General features: G+C 53.4%; 25 protein-coding genes and 1 pseudogene. 8 read left to right on the forward strand and 18 right to left on the reverse strand.

The window, feature by feature from the left end; all coding sequences use genetic code 11:
- Positions 1-10: 10 nt before the first annotated feature.
- The 9 genes and pseudogenes from J2I47_RS20285 to J2I47_RS20325 form a co-directional block, all read right to left on the reverse strand.
- A complete protein-coding gene (locus tag J2I47_RS20285; protein ID WP_207366435.1) occupies positions 11-3,202 on the reverse strand; it encodes a SusC/RagA family TonB-linked outer membrane protein in 3,192 nt (1,063 codons plus the stop codon).
- 167 nt (positions 3,203-3,369) lie between these two features.
- Positions 3,370-4,044 carry a response regulator transcription factor gene (locus J2I47_RS20290; protein WP_207366436.1) on the reverse strand — a complete coding sequence of 225 codons (675 nt, stop codon included), beginning with the start codon at positions 4,042-4,044 and terminating at the stop codon, positions 3,370-3,372.
- Between the two features lie 55 nt (positions 4,045-4,099).
- Positions 4,100-4,282: pseudogene (locus tag J2I47_RS20295) on the reverse strand (nitrite reductase (NAD(P)H) small subunit); the annotation flags it as partial.
- A gap of 505 nt (positions 4,283-4,787) precedes the next feature.
- On the reverse strand, positions 4,788-5,087 hold the full coding sequence (tssD, locus tag J2I47_RS27045) for a type VI secretion system tube protein TssD (protein WP_207366537.1): 300 nt from the start codon (positions 5,085-5,087) through the stop codon (positions 4,788-4,790).
- A 1-nt stretch (position 5,088) separates the two neighbouring features.
- Positions 5,089-5,352 (reverse strand): hypothetical protein, encoded by a 264-nt coding sequence (locus J2I47_RS20305; protein WP_207366437.1) that lies wholly within the window; start codon positions 5,350-5,352, stop codon positions 5,089-5,091.
- A gap of 2 nt (positions 5,353-5,354) precedes the next feature.
- On the reverse strand, positions 5,355-6,035 hold the full coding sequence (locus tag J2I47_RS20310; protein WP_207366438.1) for a zincin-like metallopeptidase toxin domain-containing protein: 681 nt from the start codon (positions 6,033-6,035) through the stop codon (positions 5,355-5,357).
- A gap of 181 nt (positions 6,036-6,216) precedes the next feature.
- A complete protein-coding gene (locus J2I47_RS20315) occupies positions 6,217-6,486 on the reverse strand; it encodes a hypothetical protein (protein WP_207366439.1) in 270 nt (89 codons plus the stop codon).
- A gap of 7 nt (positions 6,487-6,493) precedes the next feature.
- Positions 6,494-7,645, reverse strand: coding sequence for a type VI secretion system tube protein TssD (gene tssD, locus J2I47_RS20320; protein WP_207366440.1), 1,152 nt, complete (start codon positions 7,643-7,645; stop codon positions 6,494-6,496).
- Between the two features lie 115 nt (positions 7,646-7,760).
- On the reverse strand, positions 7,761-8,846 hold the full coding sequence (locus J2I47_RS20325; RefSeq protein WP_207366441.1) for a complex I subunit 1/NuoH family protein: 1,086 nt from the start codon (positions 8,844-8,846) through the stop codon (positions 7,761-7,763).
- Positions 8,847-8,973: 127 nt separating this feature from the next.
- On the opposite strand from J2I47_RS20325, the gene J2I47_RS26805 reads away from it, so the two are divergent.
- Together J2I47_RS26805 and J2I47_RS26650 are read left to right on the forward strand one after the other, a co-directional pair.
- A complete protein-coding gene (locus tag J2I47_RS26805) occupies positions 8,974-9,291 on the forward strand; it encodes a DUF1016 N-terminal domain-containing protein (protein WP_262899032.1) in 318 nt (105 codons plus the stop codon).
- On the forward strand, positions 9,288-10,034 hold the full coding sequence (locus J2I47_RS26650; protein ID WP_262899033.1) for a PDDEXK nuclease domain-containing protein: 747 nt from the start codon (positions 9,288-9,290) through the stop codon (positions 10,032-10,034). Before J2I47_RS26805 ends, J2I47_RS26650 begins: the two co-directional genes overlap by 4 nt.
- Before the next feature lie 11 nt (positions 10,035-10,045).
- Here the strand turns inward: J2I47_RS26650 and J2I47_RS20335 are convergent, their stop codons facing one another.
- Together J2I47_RS20335 and J2I47_RS20340 are read right to left on the reverse strand one after the other, a co-directional pair.
- The gene (locus tag J2I47_RS20335) at positions 10,046-10,879 is read right to left on the reverse strand and encodes a hypothetical protein (protein WP_207366442.1); all 834 of its coding nucleotides are present in this window, start codon (positions 10,877-10,879) and stop codon (positions 10,046-10,048) included.
- A gap of 30 nt (positions 10,880-10,909) precedes the next feature.
- On the reverse strand, positions 10,910-13,420 hold the full coding sequence (locus J2I47_RS20340; RefSeq protein ID WP_207366443.1) for a TonB-dependent receptor plug domain-containing protein: 2,511 nt from the start codon (positions 13,418-13,420) through the stop codon (positions 10,910-10,912).
- 84 nt (positions 13,421-13,504) lie between these two features.
- On the opposite strand from J2I47_RS20340, the gene J2I47_RS20345 reads away from it, so the two are divergent.
- The 3 genes from J2I47_RS20345 to J2I47_RS20355 are packed head-to-tail and all read left to right on the forward strand — an operon-like array spanning position 13,505 to position 14,891.
- Complete coding sequence (locus tag J2I47_RS20345) at positions 13,505-14,152, forward strand: oxidoreductase (protein WP_207366538.1); 648 nt, start codon at positions 13,505-13,507, stop codon at positions 14,150-14,152.
- A 54-nt stretch (positions 14,153-14,206) separates the two neighbouring features.
- Positions 14,207-14,407 (forward strand): hypothetical protein, encoded by a 201-nt coding sequence (locus J2I47_RS20350; protein WP_207366444.1) that lies wholly within the window; start codon positions 14,207-14,209, stop codon positions 14,405-14,407.
- Entirely contained in the window at positions 14,382-14,891 is a 510-nt protein-coding gene (locus J2I47_RS20355; protein WP_207366445.1) for a DUF6169 family protein, read from the forward strand. Before J2I47_RS20350 ends, J2I47_RS20355 begins: the two co-directional genes overlap by 26 nt.
- Positions 14,892-14,950: 59 nt before the next feature.
- Here J2I47_RS20355 and J2I47_RS20360 read toward each other — a convergent pair whose 3' ends face one another.
- On the reverse strand, positions 14,951-16,249 hold the full coding sequence (locus tag J2I47_RS20360; RefSeq protein WP_207366446.1) for an MFS transporter: 1,299 nt from the start codon (positions 16,247-16,249) through the stop codon (positions 14,951-14,953).
- Positions 16,250-16,300: 51 nt separating this feature from the next.
- The gene (locus J2I47_RS20365) at positions 16,301-16,933 is read right to left on the reverse strand and encodes an HAD family hydrolase (protein ID WP_207366447.1); all 633 of its coding nucleotides are present in this window, start codon (positions 16,931-16,933) and stop codon (positions 16,301-16,303) included.
- Between the two features lie 268 nt (positions 16,934-17,201).
- Between J2I47_RS20365 and thrA the strand changes: the two genes are divergently transcribed.
- From thrA to J2I47_RS20380, 3 genes are read left to right on the forward strand one after another with little or no spacing between them, the layout of a single operon-like run.
- On the forward strand, positions 17,202-19,670 hold the full coding sequence (gene thrA, locus J2I47_RS20370; protein ID WP_207366448.1) for a bifunctional aspartate kinase/homoserine dehydrogenase I: 2,469 nt from the start codon (positions 17,202-17,204) through the stop codon (positions 19,668-19,670).
- A 46-nt stretch (positions 19,671-19,716) separates the two neighbouring features.
- Positions 19,717-19,953, forward strand: coding sequence for a DUF433 domain-containing protein (locus J2I47_RS20375; RefSeq protein ID WP_207366449.1), 237 nt, complete (start codon positions 19,717-19,719; stop codon positions 19,951-19,953).
- Positions 19,950-20,303: a DUF5615 family PIN-like protein gene (locus tag J2I47_RS20380; protein WP_207366450.1), complete on the forward strand. Its 354-nt coding sequence runs from the start codon at positions 19,950-19,952 to the stop codon at positions 20,301-20,303. Before J2I47_RS20375 ends, J2I47_RS20380 begins: the two co-directional genes overlap by 4 nt.
- A 192-nt stretch (positions 20,304-20,495) precedes the next feature.
- Here the strand turns inward: J2I47_RS20380 and J2I47_RS20385 are convergent, their stop codons facing one another.
- The 5 genes from J2I47_RS20385 to J2I47_RS20405 all read right to left on the reverse strand — a co-directional run bounded on the left by J2I47_RS20385 (position 20,496) and on the right by J2I47_RS20405 (position 24,941).
- Entirely contained in the window at positions 20,496-20,681 is a 186-nt protein-coding gene (locus J2I47_RS20385; protein ID WP_207366451.1) for a hypothetical protein, read from the reverse strand.
- Between the two features lie 130 nt (positions 20,682-20,811).
- Positions 20,812-23,226 carry an endonuclease MutS2 gene (locus tag J2I47_RS20390; RefSeq protein WP_207366452.1) on the reverse strand — a complete coding sequence of 805 codons (2,415 nt, stop codon included), beginning with the start codon at positions 23,224-23,226 and terminating at the stop codon, positions 20,812-20,814.
- Positions 23,227-23,387: 161 nt separating this feature from the next.
- The gene (locus J2I47_RS20395) at positions 23,388-23,810 is read right to left on the reverse strand and encodes a thioredoxin family protein (protein WP_207366453.1); all 423 of its coding nucleotides are present in this window, start codon (positions 23,808-23,810) and stop codon (positions 23,388-23,390) included.
- A 162-nt stretch (positions 23,811-23,972) separates the two neighbouring features.
- Positions 23,973-24,302 carry a hypothetical protein gene (locus tag J2I47_RS20400; RefSeq protein ID WP_207366454.1) on the reverse strand — a complete coding sequence of 110 codons (330 nt, stop codon included), beginning with the start codon at positions 24,300-24,302 and terminating at the stop codon, positions 23,973-23,975.
- A gap of 111 nt (positions 24,303-24,413) precedes the next feature.
- The gene (locus tag J2I47_RS20405; RefSeq protein WP_207366455.1) at positions 24,414-24,941 is read right to left on the reverse strand and encodes a hypothetical protein; all 528 of its coding nucleotides are present in this window, start codon (positions 24,939-24,941) and stop codon (positions 24,414-24,416) included.
- Positions 24,942-24,956: the final 15 nt, after the last annotated feature.

Genomic DNA, 24,956 nt, shown 5'->3' on the forward strand with positions numbered 1-24,956 from the left:
TGGCCAGTGATCAGAAATTGAGGTTCACACCCAGTGTATAGGTGCGGGGCACAGGGTAGTTCGACAGGTCGACGCCCTGACTCAGGTTGCCACCGTCGCCGTTACCGTCGCCTTGTGCGCTGGTTTCAGGATTTGGGCCACCCCAATACTTTGTGAAGACATACAGTTGCTGAATGGACGTATAGACCCGGGCCGACTTGAACAATCGGTTCAGCGCACCAAACGTGTAGCCGAGGGTCACGTTTTTGATGGTAAAGTAGGAGGCATCGGCCAGGAACTGCGTACTGTTCCAGTCGCGTTCGATGCCCGTAAAATTGCCGCCGCCGTTGGTAACCCCAAACTGGCCGGCACCGGGTGTAATTACCTTACCGTCGGGACCAACCCGGAAACGGTCTTTCACGCCCGCCACCATGTTAAATACGCCATCGAGGTTAGCGGTGCTGTATAGGTGCCTCACCCAGAGCTGATTACCATACGAGCCTGAACCCGTTACCGAAAAATCGAAGTTGCCGTAGGTCAGCGTGTTGGTGATGCCGTAGGTAAACTTGGGAAACGGGTTGCCAATGATGGTGCGGTCGTCGTTATCACCACCGTTGGTAATTACCCCATCGCCGTTTACGTCTTTCAGCTTGATGGTACCCACCGCAGAGCGGCCCGGAATGATCGGCGAGTTTTTGAGGTCTTCCGCGCTCTGATAATACCCCAGCTTCACCAGCCCGTAGAACTGCCCAAAGGGCTGGCCTACCTGCGTGATGTGGAAACTGCCGTAGACCCGGTCGATGCCCGGCGCCAGGGCAACAACGAGGTTGCGGTTAAAGGATATGTTGGCGTTAGTTGTCCATTTCAACCGACCCACGGTGTTGCGGGTAGTAAGCGAAAACTCGTGGCCCCAAAACTTGATCTCACCGATGTTATCGCTGAAATTGGTGAAGCCGGCCTCCTGCGGAATCTGCACATTATAGAGCAGGTTGGTGGTGCGTTTCGTGTAGAAATCATAAATGAACTGCACCCGGTCATTGAACAGGCCCAGGTCCAGTCCTACGTCGAACTGCTTGGTTGTTTCCCACCCTAAGTTGCTGTTGGGCAACGTAGTGACTGCTGCGCCCGTTGCTACGTTGTTGCCAAAAACAGCGTTAACGGTATTATTCACCAGGGCATACTGGGTGTAGTTACCAATGTTGTTGTTGCCGATAACTCCGTAGCTGGCCCGGATTTTGGCGAACGAAATGCTGCGAAATCTATCCAGAAATTTTTCGTCCGACACCACCCAGCCCACTGAAGCCGAAGGAAACGTACCGTACCGATTGTCTGACCCAAACCGCGATGACCCGTCGCGCCGGATAGCCGCCGTGAACAGGTATTTGCCTTTGTAGTTGTAGGTCAGCCGCGACAGCAGCGAGGTCAGCGCCCACTGGTTGATGCCGTTGAACGTGCCGCCCCGGTTAATGTTCAGCGCCCCCTGAATGGTAGGCAGCCGGTCGTCGGCGTAGGTGTCGGCCTGAATACGGCTGAACTCCTGCCGGAAGCTCTGATTCGTAAAGCCCGCCAGCAACTCGAAGTTATGGTCGCCAACGCTCCGGGTATACGTAGCCAGGTTTTCGTTCAGCCATGATACGTTTTCCGTACTCTGCCGGATCGACACAGCAGTGGTTGGAATAGGTACGTTGATGAAGTTAGTAGCCGTAGAGGGGTTAAAGAAAAAGAACTTCGAGTTCAGGTATTCTACGTTGATTGTTGAGCGCAGCGTCAGACCGCTGATGGGTTTGTACTGGATGTAGGCGTTCGAGAGCAGGTTGGTATTTTTGGTCTCGTTGATCAGTTCATTGGCCGCCCGCACCCAGTTGGGATAAGCAAAAATGTTGCCCGTGCTGCCCGGAAACTGGTTGAACTTGGTCAGTTCACCATTGACGTCGTAGATGGGCATCACCGGCCAGGTATGCAGGGCGTTGAACAGAATGCCCGTGCCCCGGTCGCCGTCGGTGCGGGGGGTGTTGTCGAAGACGTAGGACGGTGCCACATTGAACCCGATGTTGATCTTGTCGGAGATCATATAGTTCGAGTTCATTCGGAGCGAATACCGCTTGTAGGTGTTGTTGAGCACCACACCATCCTGATTGAACACGCCCGCTACAAGCGAGGTATTCGACCGCTCTTTGTTCGATGAAATGCTTAGGTTGTAGCTCTGGATGGGGGCGGTCCGCAGCAGTGCGCCATACCAATCATTGTTCTTGCCTTCATACTGAGCCGGATTCTGAAATTCGGCTGGCACAGGGTCACCTTTATCTTGGTAATATTCTTTTTTAAACTGGGCAAACTCCACCGCATTCAGCATTTTCACCAGGCCCCGTTGCGGCACCTGCTGCAGGCCTGCATAAGCGCTGAGGCTGATGTTGGTCTGGCCAGTTTTACCCTTCTTGGTGGTAATGAGCACCACGCCGTTGGCCGCCCGTGACCCGTAGAGCGAGGTAGACGCTGCATCTTTGAGAATTGAGAGGTCATCAATTTCGTCGGGGTTCAACTGGGCAATGTTGCCCGTGATGGGGAACCCGTCGATGACGTAGAGCGGATCACTACCTGCCGATACCGACACCTGCCCCCGGATGCGGATAGAGATGCCCTGACCGGGCTTGCCGGTAGTCTGGTTGATCTGTACCCCTGCCAGCCGACCCTGCAACTTCTGGCCAATCTGCGATACGGGCACGTCCTTAATCTCTTGCGCACTAACCGTTTGCACGGCTCCCGTTACTTCTTTTTTGAGTTGGCTACCGTAGCCTACTACCACAATTTCGTTCAGCGACTGGTCATCAGGTTCCAGCGTAATAGCCAGGGTAGTTTGAGTGCCGACCACCACTTCCTGCCGGCGGTATCCTACAAAACTGAATACCAGCGTGGCGTTAGCATTAGGGGCTGTGATGCGAAAATTGCCGTCGCCGTCGGTGGTAGTGCCCTGAGTAGAGCCTTTCACGATCACGCTCACACCGGGCAGTCCGCTACCTTTTTCATCGGTTACTCTCCCCGTAACGGGTACGTCGGCGGGGGGCGTAGCCTGTCGGGGGGTGTTTAGTTTTGGGGTCACCAGCGCGAGTGGCCGATCAGGAAGGGGTAAATTTCGGGTTGCTAAATTCGGATCAGAATGCTGCGTGAAATTTGTAAAGCAACTGGCTACTAAACAGAGTAATACGAACTGGCAGAGCTTTTCCATGGCGTTGCTGTTCTGGTTTTGGGTTGAGTAAACATGATAGGAGTCCCTATCACCAGCCCTCAAATATTATCCGCCACTACTCTATCACTTTCCCATACTTACCCAAATTTTTGTAGTAATTAAATTATTGATGTAACTATTTGAATACGTAATAACCAGCTTTTTTTCTATAGCCGTTGCCGGAGGGCCATACTGATAAGCTCTGCTGTGTTGTTCACGCCCACTTTCCGAATCAGGCTGGCACGTTGGTTAGCCACAGTGTTGGGGCTGCTGCCAAAGCGTTCGGCAATGTCACGGCTGCTGAGGCCGTCAATGAGGCAGGTCAGAATCTGCGTTTCGCGGCTCGTAAGTTTTCCCCAAACGGATTGGGCTGGTGCCTCCTCAACAACCGCCTCTACAGAAACGGGACGCATGGGTTTTGCATCCATCAAATGCCTGATAATCACCGACGAAGCCGACGGTGGATAATATAAATCACCCAGGGCTACGGTGCGCAGTGCCTTCAGGATTTCGTCGTGGTCGCTGTCTTTAAGCAGGTAGCCCGACGCGCCGTTTTTCACCGAATTGAGAATATAGGCGGGGTTGTTGTGCATACTGAACATCAGAATCCGCACCGATGGATATGCTGCCGCTACCTGCCTGGCTACGTCGAGCCCCGACATCTTCGGCATGGTCACGTCGAGCAACAGCACATCGGGCAGCATAGACGAGGTCATGGTCATGGCCTGATCGCCATCGGTGGCCTCGCCCACGAGTTCCAGGTCGTCGGCATCTTCCAGCAGGGTCGACACGCCTTTGCGCACCACCGCATGATCGTCAGCAACAAGTATTCGAATTGGCATAGCGTTGACAAGTAAGTTTAACGTCTGTTGTTTTATGCCTGAAGTGGCTCCAGGGTCATGGCAAGCCAATATACACCAGCCCGTTTTCGATCCTTACCGCGAAGGTATATATCTGGTAATCATCTCCACTGAGGCAGGCACCGGTTTTAAGCGAAAACGTTTTTTTGTGAAACGGACAGGCCACTTTCGGCTCGTGGCCGTGGCTGCCGGTCACGCCCAGCGACAAGATCAGCTGCTGCCCCCTGCAATCTGATCAAGATTATGCAACGCATTCTGTAAGTCGAGTCACCTTTGGGCCTCCTCTTTCGCATCTTCTTTTCCCTCCCCTTCTTGAGTCTGCTTGCTTATCCCCGAGTGCTTTCTCACGAGCTTGTTTTTGAGCAAGAGTTCCTTTCGGAGCCCTGCTTTCTTCAAGATTTCGCTTAAAGGGCGGATCAACTACATGTTCAGGTATACGTTCGGCCAATGGTTCTGCCTTTTGTTTAGTAGCAGACAAGACATTCTCTACTCGGTTCAGTTTGATCTTCTTAAGTTGACTGGCCTTGCTGACGTATTTATATCCTTTCGAGCCAATTTGCCGCCAGTAGCCGCCATGCCAACTACGGGGATCATAGCAACTGCGCTCAGGGCTGCATCAGTTTTGTTGCCTTCAGCTAGATAGAATAATGCATTAGCGCCATCAACCAGTTCACCACCGACAGGTACCGATCCGGCCACATCCAATACGGTATGCGCCATAGCACTCAACAAACCCGGCTCCTTTTCGGCTGGCGGTGGGGGCCGCTGCCAGACGCTGAGAAGTGCACCCCCATGTTGACAGCATGTGCCTTGAAGAAGGAGACGGTCTTGAGCTTGGCTTGGGTGTCTTCCCGATACAGATGCACAAAGCCGTCGTGTTGGCGGGTGGACGAGAGTATCCACTGGGTAAGGACTGTATCGGTCTGGGGCGGAGCATGCAACTCGCAGGTGATGGTGCCCCCCTGTGTGAGCGAGGCGGGGCGACCCCAACTGATCGGTTTGCTGGTGGATGTGGAGGTCGTGATACTATCCTACGTAGCCACTTTGTGTTATTATATATAAAATTTCACCTCTAGAGTCGCTGATGTACATAAAATGGTCATGCTGGTCGAAGGAACTTGGTGGGGTGACATACGATACAATCCATACAGAATCGATTTGACCATCTCTGAGCGATTTGTTTTCTACGTATCTGGCTTGAAACCCTTCCAACGGATCGAACCCCATTTTATGGGTTTGAAGAGCCTGTGCTGCCATTTTGATGACCTCCTGTTCTGTTAATTGTGGCATGGCTATAGTTTAGCAACTTGTTCGAGACCTAGTTTGCTGCGAATATCATTTATGTAATCCGTGGCATGTTCAAGCTCACGTTTTGTTAATTTGTCTTTCTGCTTCATTAATTGTTCAAAGACATGAGTTTCCTTCTCTAACCTACTCAATTTTCCATAAGCATCTTTGCCAAGCTCGGCACAATGTTTAGCATGAGTAAGTTCATAAGTGACTTCGTATACCGTAGCTCCTTTACGCACAAATAATCTGTTTATGTGCGCCTGAAAGCCAGCCTGAGCACTAGCTGCATCCATCATTCGCAGCATTGCCTTGTCTTTCACTACCTCTAACTCTGCACCTAACGCTTTAGCCTGTTTTTTAAACGCCAGAAGCTGACGACGGCTTAAGCGTGGGCTACCCAAAAAACCAGTACTACCCCGTTGCAATTTACCTGCCCATTTATGGCCTACTTCCATCAAGTCCAACTTCCCAAACTTTTTGAGTTGTTGCACTCGCTTGAAAGAAAGCACCTTCAAGGCCCGCTTACCTAACTTGGCCGCTCCCACTACGTTGCCCGCCAAGGGAATCATAGAGGCCGCGCTCATGGCCGCACTGGCATAGTCGCCCTCGGCAGCGTACATCAGGGCGTTGGCTCCGTCGGCCAGTTTACCCACCACGGGAATCATGCCTACCACGTCGAGCATTGTGTGCAGGCCTTCGCTGAGAGCGCTGGGTGCCTTCGGTGGAGTAGGTGGGGTATGGGTGAGGCCGGAACCGTGGCTCTCTACCGGCCAGTTGTTGTCATGGACGATGGCCCCACGGCCACTCGCTGGGGGAGATGATTTAGCTAATAATTACCTTTTCGAAGCAAAAACAGTGTGTTTGCTACATTATATAAGTAGTCGGCGTAATTATGTAAAGAAATTGATTCGTACTGTCATCAATATGAGCAAAGTGTAAGTCTTGGTCAAACACAGGATTGACAGGTGTTAAATAGGAAACTATCCAAGTAGCTTTCTCTATATCACTATTTGGTAACTTCATCAAACCTCCAAATTTTATTTTTAAGCCTACTGAGCGATCATATTCAATAGATCGTTCGCTGAAGGCTTGCTCAGCGGTTTGGCGTATTATCTCTTCTGAATGTTGTGGCATCTTATTATTACTTTATTGGTCCCAAACCAAAACTATCTCTCACACGATCAATGTACCTAGTTGCATGTTCAATTTCTTGGGTTGTTAATTTATCTCGTTTTTTCATTAACTGTTCATAAACATGTGCCTCTTTTTCTAGCTTATTCATCTTGTTGTAAGCTTCATGGCCTACGTCAGCCCAGTGTTTAGCGTGAGTCATCTCGTGAGATACTTCATATGCCGTAGCTCCTTTACGCACATACAATTTTCGGTTAGCAGCAGAAAAGGCAGCCTGTCCCTGTTTCATATCCATCATTCGCAGCATTGCCTTGTCTTTTACTACTTCCAGCTCAGCACCCAACGCTTTAGCCTGCTTCTTAAATGCCTGAAGCTGACGACGGTTTAAGCGTGGGCTACCCAAGAAGCCTGTACTGCCCCGCTGCAATTTACCCGCCCATTTGTTGCCTACTTCCATCAAGTCCAACTTCCCAAACTTTTTGAGTTGTTGCACTCGTTTGAAGGAGAGTACTTTCAAGGCTCGTTTACCCAACTTGGCCACTCCCGCTGCATCACCTATTAAGGGAATAGCGGCAAAACCACTCAAGGCGGCACTAGCCAAATCACCTTCCGCAGCATAGATCGCTGCATTAATCAAATCAGGCAATAGGCCAAGACCAGGAATTACACCGGCTGCGTCGAGCACCGTGTGCAGCCCCTCACTGAGCGCACTGGGTTCTTTGGGCAGGGTGGGTGGAGTGTGGGTGATGCCTGCCCCGTGGCTCTCCACCGGCCAGTTGTTGTCATGCACCACCGCCCCGACCGCCACCCGCTGGGGAGAGATGACCAGGCTCGTTAGCATAGGCCCTCTACCGGTGGCCGAGAAATGACCGCCCATGTTTAGGCAGTAGGCATTGAAAAAGGAAATGGTTTTGAGCTTGGCTTTGGTATCCTCCCGATACAGATGCACAAAGCCGTCGTACTGCCGGGTGGGCGACACCATCCAGTCGGTGAGTACAGGGTCGTTCTGGCCTGGTGTGTGGAGTTCGCAGGTGAGCGTGCCGCCTTGAGTGTGCGACGATGGGCGACCTAGCTCATCGGTTTGCTGGTGTAGGTAGAGGTCGTAATAGGTCAGCGGATACCTGCTGCCTCCCACTTCCAGAAAAGCCGAAAAGGATGCCATACGTCTTCGCTCGTTGTCGCTATTACCAAAGATAACGTAAAGCTAGCGGTAACACATGCATACCCCATCGACCAAAAAGGCTATCCGTTAGCCAACGGTCAGATGCCCGGAATGACTACACCATCAGCAACCGCCAGACGGCCGAAATCAGAAGCAGCACGAGCCCGGCGGGGGTGAGCACCTTCCAGCAGAGGTACATCATCTGGTCGATGCGGATGCGGGGCAGGGTCCAGCGTACCCACATCTGCACCAGCACGGCTAAAAACGCCTTGCCAAATAGCCAGAACGCACCCGTTACGTTGCCCCAGACGGTGCCGGGTTCGCCGCTAGTCCAGTCGGCCAGGCGCACGGGGCCGATGTTGGGGAGGGGCGTATTCCAGCTTCCCAGAAAAAGAATGGCCCCCAGAAACGACACCAGCAGCATCATGGCGTACTCCGACAAGAACAGCAGTGCCCATCGCATCCCCGAATATTCGGTCTGGAAACCCGACACGATCTCCGACTCGCCTTCGGGCAGATCAAACGGGGCGCGGTTGCTCTCAGCGAGGGTGCAGATAAAGAAAATGACGTAAACGAACAGCAGGAACGGGTTGCGCAGAATGTTCCAGGTGAAGATGCCCCCCCAGTCCGACACATCGATGCCGGTGGCTTTAAGGCCAAACAGGTAGTTAGTCTGCGACGAGTAAATACCCTGCTGAAAGCTCAGTTCCTGGAGGTTCAGCGTTTGGCCCACCAGCACGGCGCAGAGAATGGTAAGCCCCAACGGAATTTCGTACGACACCATCTGCGCCACCGACCGGATCGCCCCAAACAGCGAGTATTTGTTGTTCGACGCCCAGCCCGCCATCAGGATGCCCACCACGTCGAAGGAGAGGATGGCCATGAGGTAAAAAATGCCCACGGCGGCCCCGGAAGCCTGGAAATCGGGTGTGAGGGGCAGCACGGCATAGCCCGCAAAGACGGAGGCAAAGATCACCGCCGGGGCCAGCAGAAACAGCTTACGGTCGGCGGCGCGGGGCACAATGTCTTCTTTCTGAAGCAGCTTCAGCAGGTCGGCGAAGAGTTGGAGCAGGCCCCACTTGCCCACTTCCATAGGCCCCAGCCGGTCCTGCATAAACGCTGACACTTTCCGTTCGGTATACACGCCCACTACCACAAAACCAGTGGCAAGAAGCAGGCAGATGGGCAGGGCGATGAGCAAGGGGGAGTGCGTTAGTAAAGAGGCAAAGGTAGGGGTTTGGCGGGGTTGGCTGCACGTTTGCCGAAGACGCATCCATATGTATATTGCTACACTATTTTGCAATAAAAGATACTTAAACCCACCGACTATGCCGATTAACAATACTACTGAACCCCATTCCGATGACCAGTACAGCCTGCTCCTGACGGACATCATCAGCCAGATCAAGCAAAGCCGTTACCGGGCAGCCAGACTAGCCAATCGTGAAATGTTACTGCTTTATTTTTCCGTTGGCAGAGGGTTATCTAAAAAAGTAGCTGCTCAAGAATGGGGAATGAAAGTGCTTGAGCAATTGGCTGCTGATATACAAAAGCATTTACCCGGACTTAGGGGTTTTTCGCTTCGTAATCTAAAAAATATGCGTCAGTTCGCAGAGGCTTACAGCGCTCTCAAATTGGGCAGTTGATAACTGCCCAATTTGGCGATACTAATTTTGCTGCCTTTTCGGGGATCAGTTTCACCCACCATATCTTACTCTTAAATCGCTGTTCGGGTTGGGATGAACGCTGGTACTATATCCAGCAAGCGTTTAACAGCCAGTGGACTGTCGAGATGCTCGACTGGCAGATTCGGGCCAAAGCTTATCAGAAACGGGATCAAACGCTGCCTAATAACTTTGCCAACACGTTACCCGATACGATCCGCGATACGGCACTGCAAGCCTTCAAAGACGAATACCTGCTTGACTTTATCAATGCCGAAACTGACGACGAGCGCGTGGTAGAAAAGGGTATTGTGCAGAATGTGAAAGATTTCATCCTGAAGGCAGGTAAAGGATTTGCCTTCATCGGCAACCAGCACCGGCTGCTAGTGGATGACCAAGAGTTCTTTGTAGACCTGCTATTCTATAATCGGCAACTCCGCTGCCTGGTTGCCATTGAGTTGAAAAAAGGCAGTTTCAAGCCCGCTTATGCCGGTCAGCTCAACTTCTATCTCAACGTGCTGAACGACCAGGAACGGATGCCTGACGAAAACTCCGCTGTGGGCATTGTGCTTTGCAAAGAGAAGAGCGATAAAGTGGTTGAGTATGCCTTTCAGGCCATGCAAAACCCAATGGGCGTTGCCACGTATCAACTCAGCCCTGACCTGCCCGACCACCTCAAAAATGTATTGCCTGACCCTGAGACGCTTAAAAAACTGCTGGGTTGACTAACCCTTGCTCAGGGCTGTAGCGACCAGTTACCAAGGCGTACTTGCTCGATAGACCACCACTGATCCCAGCGGCTAAACTGTATTATCCCCTCCAGCGTAGTCTGATCAGTGTGCTCATCAGTGCCAAGTTGCAGGTGCAGGACTGCCTGTGCAGTCTCTGTGTCGTCGGCCACGACAAGATCAGAAATAGAACCACCCTGTAGGAGTCTTGGCCACCAACTCTCTACCAAGTCCGTTAGGCGGTCAAGTACTACCTGCTTAACTCGCCTACTTAGTACGTCCGGTTGTTTATCTAGCAAGCTGTCAGACAGATAATAATCAAGCCGGTCAAAATGAGATTCGGTCAGTACGTTAATGAAGTCATCGCTCTGCCGTTTGAGGTCGTACAAATGATTTTGATGAAATTCCTCGTAAATAAAATTCGTGTTCCACCCCCCGCCCATGTGCGTGGTTTCATGTTGAAACAACTCCTCGGTTAGAAAGCGATAAATGGTCCGGTCATCATAGTCATCAGGGGCAAGAATGTCTAGAAACAAGTTGTGGCTGGTCATTTGCTTCATCAGACTATCCAACGCTGTCGACAACTCTTCATTAGTCAGCAAGGTAGCGGGTTGAAAAGAAGGCTGGCCAATGATATCGTATACGGTTTGCTGCTGCGGATTTTTGTGCATCTCTTCCAACGCCAGGATGCTATCAAAAAACTGCCCAACCATTTCAGGTGGAGCGTCGCTATCGAAGGCACTAAACTGCACATTGTGCTCCAGACCGAGCTTTAGTAGCTTAATTTCATTGTCAGCTCGAAGCGATTCGTCGGGGGTGAGTTGGTCGAGAGGGTCAGACATTGAACGTTAGACATTAAACTTTAAACTCCCTTACTCCACCTTCATCGTCGTCTCTGCGTAGCCGGGGTAGCCGCTGGCGGTGGCACCGTTGGCGACGATGCGGAGTGTGGTTTTGGCGTCGGAGGTGTAGAACGAGGTGGTGGCTTTGCCGGTGGCGTCGGTGCGGATGGTGGGTGCCCAGTGCAGCGTGGCCCGGTAGTCGGGGCGGTAGCGTTCTTCGGGGGTGGGGGCGTCGTAGCGGGGGGCATAGAACTCCCGTTTGGGAGCGTAACCCACCACTTTTTCCACAATCACACCGGGGCTTTTAATGGCCGACAAATTCTGGTTGTTATTGACTCCACCACCGCGCTTGGTAATCACGTTGATGACACTGCTGGCCCCCATAATAGACGCACCCGCCCCCTTTACCACGTCTATGTTAGCCACCGTCTGAGGCGATATACTGGCCACGGCCTGCGCATCAGACCGCATTCCATCGATCATGAACAAAGGCGTCCCTCCCCGGATTTGAACGGTAGGCGTGGCCCCACCGCCCGACACGATCACGCCTGGTAACCGCCGAATCAGGTCAAACACCGACGATTGCCCCGACGCCATTACATCATCCACCACGAGCGTATTGTCGGGGGTGCCATACATACTGCGCTGGCTGGAATAGGGGTCGGCGCGTTTCGCTTTTACCACCACAGCCTGTAGCTGAAATTCGCGGTTGGCCCTAATCTGCCGTTCAATGTCGAGGTATTCTTTTTGCCGCTTCAGCAGTTCGGCCAGTTCAGCAAAGTCAATATCGAGCGGCACCGCCGGGGGGCGTACCAGCCGTACCCGTGGCGAATAGAGCTTGTCGAGCACCACGTTGAAATTGCGGCTCTGCCCCCGCATGGCCTGCACAAAAACGGTATTGGTATCGACCAGGTCAACACCGTTTAGGAAAAAGCGTCCCTGCTCGTCGCTCACCAGCGAAAGCATGTCGCGGGTGGAATCTTTGCGCGTCAGCATTACCGTCAGCGACACGCCATTGACCGGCATCCGCGACGTACCCATAAATACGGTTCCGCTTAGGGTGAGGCCGGGGTCGACAAAATAGGTGGTGGGCTGGAAGGTTTTGGCCATCACTTTTTCCCAGGTAAACCGCCGCCAGCCCTGCGTCATCATCAGGATGTCGAGCTTGGTGAGCCGGTCTTTATTCTTTTCGTCGAAATAATAACCCGGTTGCTCTACGTAGCCCGTCAGGTCGGAGGTGAGCAGCAGGTACGACATCAGCGAGGGGCCGTAGGGGCGTTCGACGGGTTGCTGTTTGGTGTCGGTCACCGCCAGCGAGAGATTAGCCGCTACGGGCTTACCCTCGGCGTCGGTGGTGGTCACGCCCAGGTCGACCCGCTGCCGGATACCAGTTTTGGGTTTGGCGGGCGCCACGGCCACGTTGATGATTTCGTTTTTGGCTGAATACGCCAGCCGCTCAGCCACGGGACGGCCCTTTTCGTCGAAGAGCGTAATATGTACAATGCCTTCCGTGCATTTGCTTCGTGGAATGGGCACCATAAACCGGTTGCGGCTGAGGGGGGCCTGCACGGCATGTACCGGTACCCCGTTCATCTGCGCCAGCAACGACAGTTTAGGTTGCGAAGCTGCCGCCGCAGTGGCCGAGCCAGGGCTGGCAAGGGTAGACGCATCGGGTGGAGTGGGCATGTTGTGCGAGACAAACACCCGGATATTGTCTTTGTTGCTCAGGTTATCGACCTGGATGGTGTAGCCGGTGGTTTGCACGGCGGGTAACGTATACGACGTGTAGGGGGTGGTGCCGGGTGCCCGTGCGTAAGCCGTGTAGGTTTGTCCGACTTCGGGCGTGAGCGAAAAATAGCCCATACCCAAATGCTGACTGCTGAAGCCCATAACGGTGTCTTTCTTGCTGTCAAGCACAAACCCCTGTACGTCCATACCCACACCCGATTTGTTGAGTGATTTAAACGCGATGCGACTGGGCAAACCTGCCACCCAGTGTCCTCCTTCGGGCATAAACTGCACGTCGGGCGGCAGCGACGCGTTGCCGGTCCGTTCGGCGGGCGGGGCGTCGGGTTTAAAGACGTCGATGGGCTGATTGTGGTAAAACTCTTCCGAGAAATTGCGCATCCAGCTTGTGTAGGCCCGCAGGGTGTAGCGACCTGTAGACAGGGTGTCGGGCAGCGTGAGGTAACCTTCGGCGTAGCCGGCCGTGCTGCGCAGGCGGGTGTCGAGCAGTATTTTGCGCCCGTTGGCACTCACCAGGTCCACAAAAATGGCCCCGCTGGCCGAGTCGACGGTGCGGGTGTTGCCGTAGAAGAGATAGCCTTTCATCCACATCGTTTCGCCGGGCAGGTAAGCGCGCCGGTCGGTGTGGAGATACACTTTTTCGTGGGGGTACTGCTGCCCATAAGCGGCTAGTTGCGCCAGCACCCGGCCCAGGGCGTTATCGTCGTCGGTGGGGCGGCGCAGGGCCAGTAGGGTCATGGTAACGGCCAGGAGCAAGGCCGTATATCGACCAAAAACAAGCATCTGTTTACGCATGGAACGGGGGTAAGTTTTCAACTAAAGGGCCTTCTGTGTACGCCACGGCCCGGTAAATTAGCAAAAAAATGACGTTCCCTGATGATGACATCACCCCTAAAAACGGCGTTGGTAGCCGGTGCTACCGGCCTCATCGGCGACTTACTCACCCACCAGCTGGTCGAGTCGGCGGCCTTTGACCGGGTCAAGGTACTGACCAGAAAGGCGTTGACCTGGCAACACCCTCGTTTGCAGGAAATTCTCTTCGATTTCGATCATCCCAATAGCCTCCTCCTCCAGGCCGACACGATCTTTTGCTGCCTGGGCACGACCATCAAAAAAGCGGGCTCAAGAGACGCGTTTCGTAAAGTAGACTATCAATACCCGCTCGACATCGCCCGGCTCGGCCTATCCAATGGGGCTACCCAATTTGCTATCGTGACGGCTATGGGTGCCGACCCCACATCGTCGATCTTTTACAACCAGGTTAAAGGCGAGATCGAGCGCGACCTGACGGCCCTGAACTACCCTACGCTGCTTATTTTTCGTCCTTCCCTCCTGCTGGGCAACCGCACCGAAACCCGCCTCGGCGAACGCATCGGCAGTGTCTTTATGAGCCTGTTTGCCCCGCTGATACCCGCCAAATACAAGGCCATTGACGCCAGTCAGGTGGCCAACGCCATGCTGCAAACCAGCGGGCAGGGCCTTACCGGCAAGCATATTTTCGAGTCAGACGTGTTGCAGGGGTATTGACAAACTACTTTTTGCCTAAAATTGTAGTGGAAGTAACTGTTAAATTGTACGGCTATGAACGATAAAAAAAAGACTGGCCCCACTCCTGAAGAGCAACAAGCCAATATCGACCATATGATTATGGCCTGGAAAAACCGAAAAAAGGAGCTTGAGCAGCACAGCCAGACACAGTTCTCTTCTCCTGAATATCAAGCCGCCCTGGCTGAACTTGACAAACGACGTATAGCCCGTGGCTCACGAACGGTTAAGGTATGATTTTACTTTTGTGGGTGGCGAATACAACGCTTATTTATTCACAACGGACGTGGGTATTGTTTACAATGTAACGTTTACGCCGACCCCCTATCTCTTTGGTGCCCAAGCACCGTTTTCGCAACATACGTTTGAACTATCTCTACTGATTGGCCTTAACCCAACAGAACAACAGCCACCGTTCAACAGATTAACAGCCCGTACATTAGCTGCCATTTTTAAAGACTTTTACGTGCGCAGTGATGAAACCGTCACCCTTTATATCTGTGCTTCATCTGACGGGCGACAGTTGCTCCGTCAACGGCTTTTTCATCGCTGGTTTGACTATTTTGACCGTGATGATTACACAAAGATTGACGGTGGTGTGCGCGACTCAGCAGGCCTAGTTTACCCCATGAGCCTAATCTTTAAGCGAACAAACCCGTATGCATCTCAAATAGCGGCTGAATTCGTCAAAATTATAAACGGGTATGGCTCCGATAAATAATCGGGTTTAGTCTAAAATAGTCCACCAGCACTGTCAGATGTATTGCAGGAATAATATCGCTACCGTGCTGACCAATATGCGCTGCGCTGGCGGTTCCATCCGATGGCCAGGCCAACAACTGCCGTAGCCAGCGCCATACTCAACCCGCAGGCAACGGCCAAGACAGGGGCGGAAAACAACGGAAACAGTTGCCCCGACAGCCAGATGCCCAGCACGTCGGCCTGGTTGCTGAGGGCCATGTATACGGCAAATTGTGCCCCGGCCACACCCGGTCGGCAAAGGGCCATCAGCACGGGCAAGGCGGCAATACTCAGCACGGGGTCCATCGTTTGGCGGACTATTAGTCCCGCCGTGGCCACGCCTGTATCAGCCCAATAGGTACCCAGAGTGGATGTTCCCAGCAGGCCAAACCCAACGTGCAGCAGGGCCATGCCCGCTCCCACACACAGCAACATCCGGCGGGCGCCAAAATAATCGGAAAGCCACCCACCCACAAGGGCCAGACTCACCGCCACCAACGTACCATAGGTGCCGCTGAGGACAGACACCGCCGTGTCGGTCCAGCCTTCTTTCTGAATCAGGTGCAGCGAATAGACCCGCTGAAACAACCGTTCGCCCACAAACAGGATAGCCACGCCCAAAAACAGCAGCATACTCCGGGGCGACAGCAAAGCCCGCCCCAGTTCGCGCAGCAGCGGCCCGAACGCAGTGGTCACGGCGGGAATAGTGTTACTGGATATATACCGAAACGAAAACACTGCGTCGCCCGGCGATTCGCGGATGAACAGCGTGACGAAGGTAAACCCCAGCAGCACCGCCGATTGCACCAGCGCGGCCAGCTGAAAGCCGCCGTGGCGCAGCAGGTACGCCAGCCCCGCCCCGCCGATAGCTTGTCCCGTAGCCATGCCAATTTTCATCAGCGCATTAACGCGGCCCCGTTCAGCTTCGGGCGTAACGGTGATGGCCATTGCATCAACGCTGACATCCTGTAGCGAGGCAAACACGCCGTGCAGCGCAAAAGCCCACATAAGTTGGTTGAAACCAGCCATAGGGTCGGTGGTGAGCAACACCCCCAGCGAGGCCCCAAACGCCAGCACCTGCGCCAGCAGTACCCACGGTCGGCGGCGACCCATCGCCAGCCCCTGAAACCGGTCGACCAGCGGCCCCCACATAAACTTCACCCCCCAGGGCAGCCCCACCACCGCTCCAAACGTAGCGATTACCGGCGGGGTGACGCCTTCAGAGGCGAGGTAGTTGGTAACGGCAATAAGCGCGAAACCCGACGGCAGCCCCTGCATAATGTAGAGGTAGCCAAAGGTTGCGTATCGAAGCGGGCGGCTATGAGAAAGAAAAGGCATAGAGCGAAAGGCTACTGGCTTTAACATATTTTTCCGTAAACCGGCCCTACTTTACACCCGCAACCCCAGGGCAGCCAGTTCGGCGCGGGTGGTTTCGTAATCGACGTGGCGAATGCCCCGCACACCCAGCCCTTCGGCTACGGACACAAACAACGCCCGGTCGTCGATGTAAACGATTTGTTCAATGGGCGCCTGGGCAATGTCAAGGGCCACTTTGAAAATGTCGGCGTCGGGTTTACGGAAATGAACAAACGACGACGACACGAAAAAGTCGATAAATTCACTGAGCCGAAACGTGTCGATGCGGTACTGATTCAGTTCGCGCCCTTCGTTGCTAATCACCGCTACTTTCAATCCGTAGGCGGCTTTTAGCTGCCGAATCAGGTCGATCATATCCGGGAACGCCGCAGACTGGCTGTATATAAACTGGCGAAACGTGTCTTCCGTAAAGGAACGGGGCTGATAAAACACAATCCGGTCGAGGTATTCCGTCAGCGTTAATTTTCCCACTTCGTAGGTATCAAACGTGAGGTGATGACGCTCTTCCAGTTCAGCCAGGTTTAGGCCGAATGCGGTGGAAGCCAGCGCACGTGATTTCCGGCTCCAGCCGTTGGTCAGCAGAACGCCGCCAATATCGACAAACAGGGTGGTGATAGGCAGCGTCTGCGTGGGTTGTATGGTCATAATGAGCAGCCTATTGTGTGGTAGTAACAATCGGTCAGGTTGTTAACCTGCTTTCTGACCATCACCGTCCGGTAACTTAGCAGGTGGCCGGTGCATGCTTGGAGATTGTCACCGTGATATAAACCACATCCACGACATACCCGGTCTGTCCCACCTAGAAAGGTCGCGGCCCTATATTTGCCAGTAGCTAATGAGCAATCAGGTAGATGACTTGATCTGTCAGGGACATTCGCTAATTCACTCAATCGCCCGTTCGCTAATTCCCAAAATGCATATCCTCAAATTCGGCGGCACGTCGGTTGGCTCGGTGGAGAGCATCCGGCAGGTAATCCGCATCGTTACGACCCACCGTCAACAAGAAACGCCCCTTGCGGTGGTCCTCTCGGCCATGAGCGGCGTCACCAACCAACTTATCGAAATTGGGCGGATGGCTACCGACGGCCAGACCGATTATATGGAACTGGTGCGGCGCATTGAAGACCGCCATTTCAACGTGGTGAAGGCGCTGGTGCCCGTAAAAGAACAGGGAAAAATCGTGGCGGCCATTCGCGGAACGGTGAATGAACTCGAAGACTTACTCCGGGGCGTGTCCCTGATTCGGGAGTTGACCCCCCGTACCATGGACCTGATCATGAGCTTCGGCGAACGGCTGTCGAACCTCGTGGTGGCTGAATGCGTAAAGGCCAGTGGTCTGCCCGCCGTTTTCTGCGATGCCCGTGAGCTGATCAAAACCGACGCGCAGTTTGGTCATGCCGAAGTAAACTACACCCAGACCAACCCGCTTGTTCAGGCCTATTTCGCCCAAAACAACGGCTTTTCGGCACCCATACCGTTTGTGACGGGCTTTATCGGTTCGACCGAAAAGGGGGAAACAACTACCCTCGGCCGGGGTGGTTCCGACTACACGGCCAGCATTCTGGGGGCGGCCCTCAACGCTGATATCATTGACATCTGGACCGACGTGGACGGGATGATGACTGCCGACCCGCGCAAGGTGCCCAATGCCTTCAACATCCCCACCATCACCTACGCCGAGGCGATGGAGCTGAGCCATTTTGGGGCCAAGGTCATCTACCCGCCCAGCCTGCAGCCCGCCTTTGCCCGCAACATCCCGATCCGGGTGCTCAACACCTTCAACGCTGACCACGCGGGCACCCTCGTGAGCCGCACCGCCGACCGTCGGCAGTATACGATCACGGGTATTTCGAGCATCGACGACGTGGCGCTGGTCAACGTGCAGGGGTCGGGCATGATCGGCGTAGCGGGGGTATCGGCCAAGCTGTTCGGCATTCTGGCCCAGCACAAAATCAGCGTCATTCTCATCTCGCAGGCTTCGTCGGAACACTCGATTTGCTTTGCCATCGACCCCAAAGGTGCCGACCGGGTGAAGACTATTCTGGATGAGGAATTTGCCGCTGACGTAGCCAGTGGTCATATCGACAATATCAGCATCGAGCGCGACCTCAGTATCATCGCTACCGTAGGTGAAGGGATGCGGAAATCGTCGGGCATAGCGGGGAAATTATTTTCGGTGCTGGGCAAAAACGGGGTCAATATTGTGGCTGTGGCGCAGGGGTCGTCGGAGATCAACATCTCGGTGGTGATTACCAAAAATAACCTCTCAAAAGCCCTTAACGCGCTGCATAACGTGTTTTTCCAGTCGGAAGCGCGGGTGCTGAACGTATTTCTGGTGGGTACCGGCCTGATTGGTCAGGCCCTGCTGCGGCAGATCCACGCGCAGTCGGAATTTCTCCGGCAGGAGAAGCTCCTGAAGATTTGCGTGGTGGGTTTGGCCAATACCAAAAAGATGGTACTCGATACCAAAGGGCTCGATTTGACCGACTGGGAAACCCGTCGCAAAACGGAGGGTGTTACGACCTCGCTGCCCGCTTTTGTCGAGAAAATAAAGTCCTACAACCTGCCCAACTCGGTCTTCATCGACTGCACGTCTGACAAAGACATTGTGCAGCACTATGAGTCGCTGCTCGACGCGAACATTTCGGTGGTGACGCCCAACAAGGTAGCCAACTCCGGCTCCTACGCCGAATACCGCCGCCTACAACGCACGGCGCTGAACCGGGGCGTGAAGTTCCTCTACGAAACCAACGTGGGCGCGGGTCTGCCCATCATTAACACCTTGCAGGGGCTGCTCACTTCCGGCGACCGGTTTCTGAAGATTGAGGCGATCTTGTCGGGCACGTTGTCATTTATTTTCAACACCTTCAAACCGGGTACTCAGTTTGTCGATGTGGTGCGCGAAGCAAAGGAAAAGGGCTATACCGAGCCTGACCCCCGCGATGACCTCAGCGGACAGGACGTAGCCAGGAAAATACTGATTCTGGCCCGTGAGGCCGGGTTCGCGCTGGAGCCGGATGATGTTTCGGTTGAAAAAATCCTGCCTCCCTCCTGCCTCGATGCCCCCACGATTCCCACCTTCTTCGACGCACTAAAAGCGGAGAATGGCTATTTCGACAACCTGCTTGCCACCGCCGACGCGCGGGGCGAGAAGCTGCGGATGATTGCCACGTTCGAGAATGGCAAAGCCGTAATTGGCCTGCGCGGCGTGGGTCCGGAGCACCCCTTCTACCAGCTTACCGGTGCCGATAATATCATATCGTTCACCACCGAACGCTACAAAGAGCGCCCCCTGGTGATCAAGGGACCCGGTGCCGGTGCCGAAGTAACAGCCTCCGGTGTCTTTGCCGACATGGTCAGCATCGGCAGCTATCTAGGCTGAAAATCAGTTATCTTTGTCAGGAAGAGTATGATATAACGTATTGATTATGAGCGAGAACCTGCTGAGCCGCATAACGTTAAATCCTGATATCTGCCACGGTAAACCAACCGTCCGTAACATGCGATACCCCGTGACGATGGTACTCGATCTACTGGCAGCAGGTATGACCAGCGAGGACATCTTAGGCGATTACCCCGACTTAGAAGAGGCTGATATTCGGGCATGCTTGGCCTACGCTGCCCGGTTAGCTGATGTGAAAAGCATTCACCGGGTTATAGCGTGACCTATATTATTGACGCGCAACTGCCGTATCTGCTGGCCGACATATTGCGGCAACGTCACCTTGATGCCATTCACACACGCGATCTACCAGACCAAAACAGAACTGGCGATAATCAAATTCGTAACATTGCGTTGATAGAAGATCGCATTCTTATTACAAAAGATGCTGATTTTCAGAATAGCTATTTATTACAGAAAAGCCCACCCAAGCTGTTATTAATCTCGACAGGTAATATCAAAAATCGGCAGTTGCTCGATTTGATTAAAAGCAACATTGACGCAATAGACGCCCTGTTCGAAAAACATACGTTTATTGAGCTTGATAACGAAACGTTTATCGTTCATGACTAACAGCCTCCCGTGTCTTCGCCGACATGGTCAGCATTTTGCACCAGTACTATCAGCAAACATCCTGTCTGCATCGTGCATCAGACAGATGCATCTACACAACTGACCAGCGGCGCAGCGAATGATGTAGAGGTGCTCGGCCCTGGGGTTACACGGGTTTAGAGGCACACAGTAGTTCATCCGTTCGCTTGCGGGCTACACCAACGCATGATAAGCCATTGCCAACACGCTGGCGTTGATAGACGAGAACAAAACGGAAGCAATCGTGTCGGTTGCTTCGGCGATGGAGGTGTCATGTCTGTGCCGATATAGGCGAATCAAATGCCCAAAGACGAGCAATACATTAACACCGGCGATACTGATACACAGAAAGGCAATCATAATGGGCTGTATTACTGTTTATTTATTAAACCTACACACATCCCTATCAGTCTAGTTAGCTAATTTATTGAGCGTTTTTGCAATAGCGTGATTTTTACCGAATGACCCACTTATCCCGCATTGGCTTGTGTTACTTCATGCGCACCAGTGTCACTCCCGCTCCGCCACGGTCAGCGTGCTCGTCGGCCATGCTGCCTACCTGCTTATAAGAACGCAGATGGTTACGAACTAGCTGCCGCAGAATACCGTCGCCTTTGCCGTGTACGATGCGCAGTTCGGGGTAGCCCAGCATAAGCGCACTGTCCATAAACTTGTCTACTTCGCCCAGCGCTTCTTCTCCCCGCCTGCCCCGGATGTCGAGGTTGAACGAGAAGTTGAGCATCTTTTCGTTGATGTCCACCCCCTGGCTACGAGGCGTTTCGCGAATGCCCACGGCCTCGCGGTAGGTCTTGCGACTTACCTTTTCGAGCCGATTCAACTTAATGTTCGACTTCAGGTCGCCAATGCGGACTTCGGCGTCTTTACCCCGCAGGGCCAGCACCTCACCAATGGCCGTCTGTCCCTGAATGCGCACGTAGCTACCCACCGAAATAGGGCTGCCGTCGGCTTCGAATTCTTCTTCGGGGGCTTTCGGCGCAGCGGGTTCCACAATTACCTCCGGCTTCAATTCTTTTTGCTCGAACTGCTGGAGATCAGCCCGCAATTGCTTTGTGGTATCTTTTTCAGCTTTCGACTCTTTGATCTCACGTATGGTCTGCTCGATCTTCTGGTTGGCTTCCTGTACCAGCGTTTTGGCCTTCGCTTTGGCAGTATTGATCAGTTGCTTCTGCTCATTGTCGAGCCGGGTTTTCAGGGCGGTGTATTCAGCCAGTTGCTGGGCCACCTTGCGCTGATTGATGCTGATATCGAGGTTTTTTTCGGCGAAAACGCGCTTCTCGATGTCTAGTTCCTTCAGCAGCTTTTCAAAATTAACCTGCTGACTACCGAGTTTTTCTTTTGCCCGGTTGATCACGATGTTGGGCAGGTTGATCTTACCCGCAATCTCAAACGCAAACGACGAGCCAGGCCGGCCCATTTCCAGTTCGTATAGCGGTTCCAGCTTTTCGCCATCGAACCGCATGGCGCCGTTGATAAGGCCCGGCGTTTTGTCGGCGAATACCTTCAGGTTAGTGTAGTGGGTGTTGATCACGCCAAACGCTCCCGACTTGTTTAGTTCTTCCAGAATAGCCTCGGCAATAGCCCCGCCCTGGCCCGGTTCGGTACCGGTACCGAACTCGTCGATGAGGAAGAGCGTGCGCTTGTTGGCTCCCACCAGAAACTGCCGCATGTTAGTCAGGTGCGACGAATAGGTGCTGAGGTCGTTTTCCAGCGACTGCTCATCGCCGATGTCGATAAACAGGTTCTGAAACACACCCATATCCGAGAATTCGGCCATGGGTACCAGCAGGCCGCACTGCATCATATACTGTAGTAAGCCAATGGTTTTCAGTGCAATAGACTTGCCCCCTGCATTGGGTCCGGAGATAATCAGGATGCGCTGCTGCTCGTCGAGCTGAATAGCCAGCGGTACTACAGGCTTGCCCTGTTTCTGGTGCGAAAGGTATAGCAGCGGGTGGCGGGCGGCCGTCCAGTTCAGCACCGGACGGTTCATTACCTGGGGCATACCGGCCTGCAACTGCCCTGCCAGTTTGGCCTTCGCCCGGATGAAATCTATCTGCGCCAGAAAGTTGATGGCCTTGTTGAGGTCGGGCAGAAAAGGCCGTATCTGGTCGGTGAGGGCCAGCAGAATACGGTACACTTCACGGCGTTCTTCATATTCCAGTTCCCGCACTTCGTTGTTGCCATCGAAGACCTCGGCGGGTTCTACATACACTGTTTTGCCGGTATCTGATTCGTCATGGATGAAGCCGCGAATCTTGCGTTTATGTTCGGCCGCCAGCGGAATCACCAGCCGCCCCCCGCGAATAGTCAGGCCCAGATCATCAGGAATCCAGCCCTGTTGGCGGGCGGTGCGCAACATGCTGTCGAGGCGCTTGCGCAGGTTAGCCTGCTCCGAAATAATGCGCCGCCGGATACTGGCCAGTTCAGGCGAGGCGTTGTCGCGCACATGACCCCGGTCGTCGATAACGCGTTCCAGCGCCGCCAGCAAGGCTTTGTCGACGGTCACGGGCGCTGCCAGTTCGGCCAGGAAGGGGTACTGATCTTCTTCCTGATTAGCCAGAAAACGCAGGCAATCCTGAATCGTTTTCAGGGCTAGTTTCAGATCGAAAAACTCGTCTTCCATCAACGTTATTCCTTCTACGCGGGCCTTCTGGAGTTGAGGCCGCACGTCGAGGTAATTGCTTTGCGGGAAGTCTGGCTCGTACTGAACTATCTGCGTAAACTCGTAGGTCTGCCGCAGCAGTTTATCAATCAGTTGGTGATTGTCGGAAAAGCGAATTTTGTCTACGTAATCCTGGCCCAGCGGCGAGATACAGGCCTGCCGCAACAGTTCACGGATTTTATCGAAACCAAGTTTTTGTTCGAGGGTATTGGGGTAAAGCATTCGGGGGTGCGGGCCTCTCGTTAGCGGGCCTACCTCATAACATTGGTCTGAGGGTGGGGGTTCTATTTTACCGATAAGTGGTAAACGATGAGGGGTGAGTTTGCTGACGCGTCTTTAGCTGCGTCAGCAAACTCACCCCTCATCGTTTACCACTTATTACCTTATTTAACGCTTTTCGCTACGTCAAGCAGGTCGTCGGCGCCCATGTAGCCCATCACGCGCTTTACCACGCGGCCATTGCCGTCAATAAACAGCAAAGTAGGATATCCTTCCAGCGGATAGACCTGCGAAAGAGCCGGTCCTTCGCCCTTTTCCATGTCCATCTTTACATTGATGAATTTCTTATTGAACAGGTCACCCACAGCTTTCTGAGTGAACGTATTTTTTTGTAACAACTTACATGGACCGCACCAACTGGCATAGGCATCGAGAAAAATAACTTTCTTCTGGGCCTTAGCCTGTTTCAATATATCGGCCCAACGGGCTTCGGTAAACTGAATGCCCGCTTTTGTGTCGTCGGTAGCGGGAGCAAATGAAGTGGCGGTGAAAAGAACAAGGAGGCAAAGACTGGCTAGGCGGATCATACGGTTGCTGTTCGGTCAGATAATTGATTCTATCTACGAAAGTAACGCAGAATAAAGTACGAATAGTCTGAAAAGTGGTGGAGCGGAGTGCTGATAGTCGGGAAAGTCGCTTTGGTTATTGACTTTCCTGACTATCAGCACTCCGCTCCACCACTTTTCAGACTATTTCTCCTCGGTGCTCGTATTCCAGTCGGCATCCTGAACATGGGTGCCTTCAACGGGGGCCTGCCCCCACGAGGCACGCGTGTTTTCGTCGATTTCAGCCTGTGAAGGTCCATTGGCGTCGGTTTCGGCTACCATCTCATCGGCACTCTCCACATCGTCGGCCACGCTGTCGGCTACGCCTTCGCTGTTTAGCTTTGAGGGCAGTTCGTTGGTCAAATCTTTATCATTGAGTTGCGCCAGATCAGGGTGGGTACCCATGGTGCTGTGCATCATTTGAGCCGCGTTCGACTCGGTGCTTTCTTTACGGATGTTGCTTGATACGCTCATGACGTTGGTTGGTTTGGTTATTGGAAAATGAATGGTAGACGTTGGATGCCGGATAGTGGACGTTGGCTTGTATTCAGTATCCAATGTCCGATAGCCAGCATCCAACGTCCGCTAGTAAGTTGGCTGATTATCCAGTGATGTGCCGGTTTCGGCAATGTCTCTATCTTCTTTGTCCTGCGTCGAATCACCCTCTTTGTTCTCATCGACTGAGGTCGATTCGGCACTTTTTTTAGCTTCTTCCTGTGCATTGGGCGTTTTTACTTCTGCATCAGAGGCGTAATCATCGGGGCCGGCAGTGGTCACGCTTACAGTGCTGGTATTGGTTTTACCTTCACTGGCGGCGGCGTTGCTGATAGCGGCATCGGTTACTTCCATCGTGCTGTTATCCTGGTCGCCCATGCGCAGCACACCGTTCTTACTATCCATATCCTGGCTACCCATGCCCCGGTTGTTACGGCCATCCTGTCCGCCGCGCACCGCTTCACTATCTAGTCCATTGGCCGAGTTTTCCTGGACGTCGGTATTCAGGTTATCTTTGGCACGTGCATCTGGCTCTGAATTATCACTACCACGTGGGGCTTCAGTTCGGCCGTTTATCTGTGCACCATCGCGCAGAACGGTTTTTTCGTCGGGTTCCATAACGTTACTAAGTTG

It is taken from the genome of Fibrella rubiginis, assembly GCF_017353185.1.
Taxonomy (GTDB): domain Bacteria; phylum Bacteroidota; class Bacteroidia; order Cytophagales; family Spirosomataceae; genus Fibrella; species Fibrella rubiginis.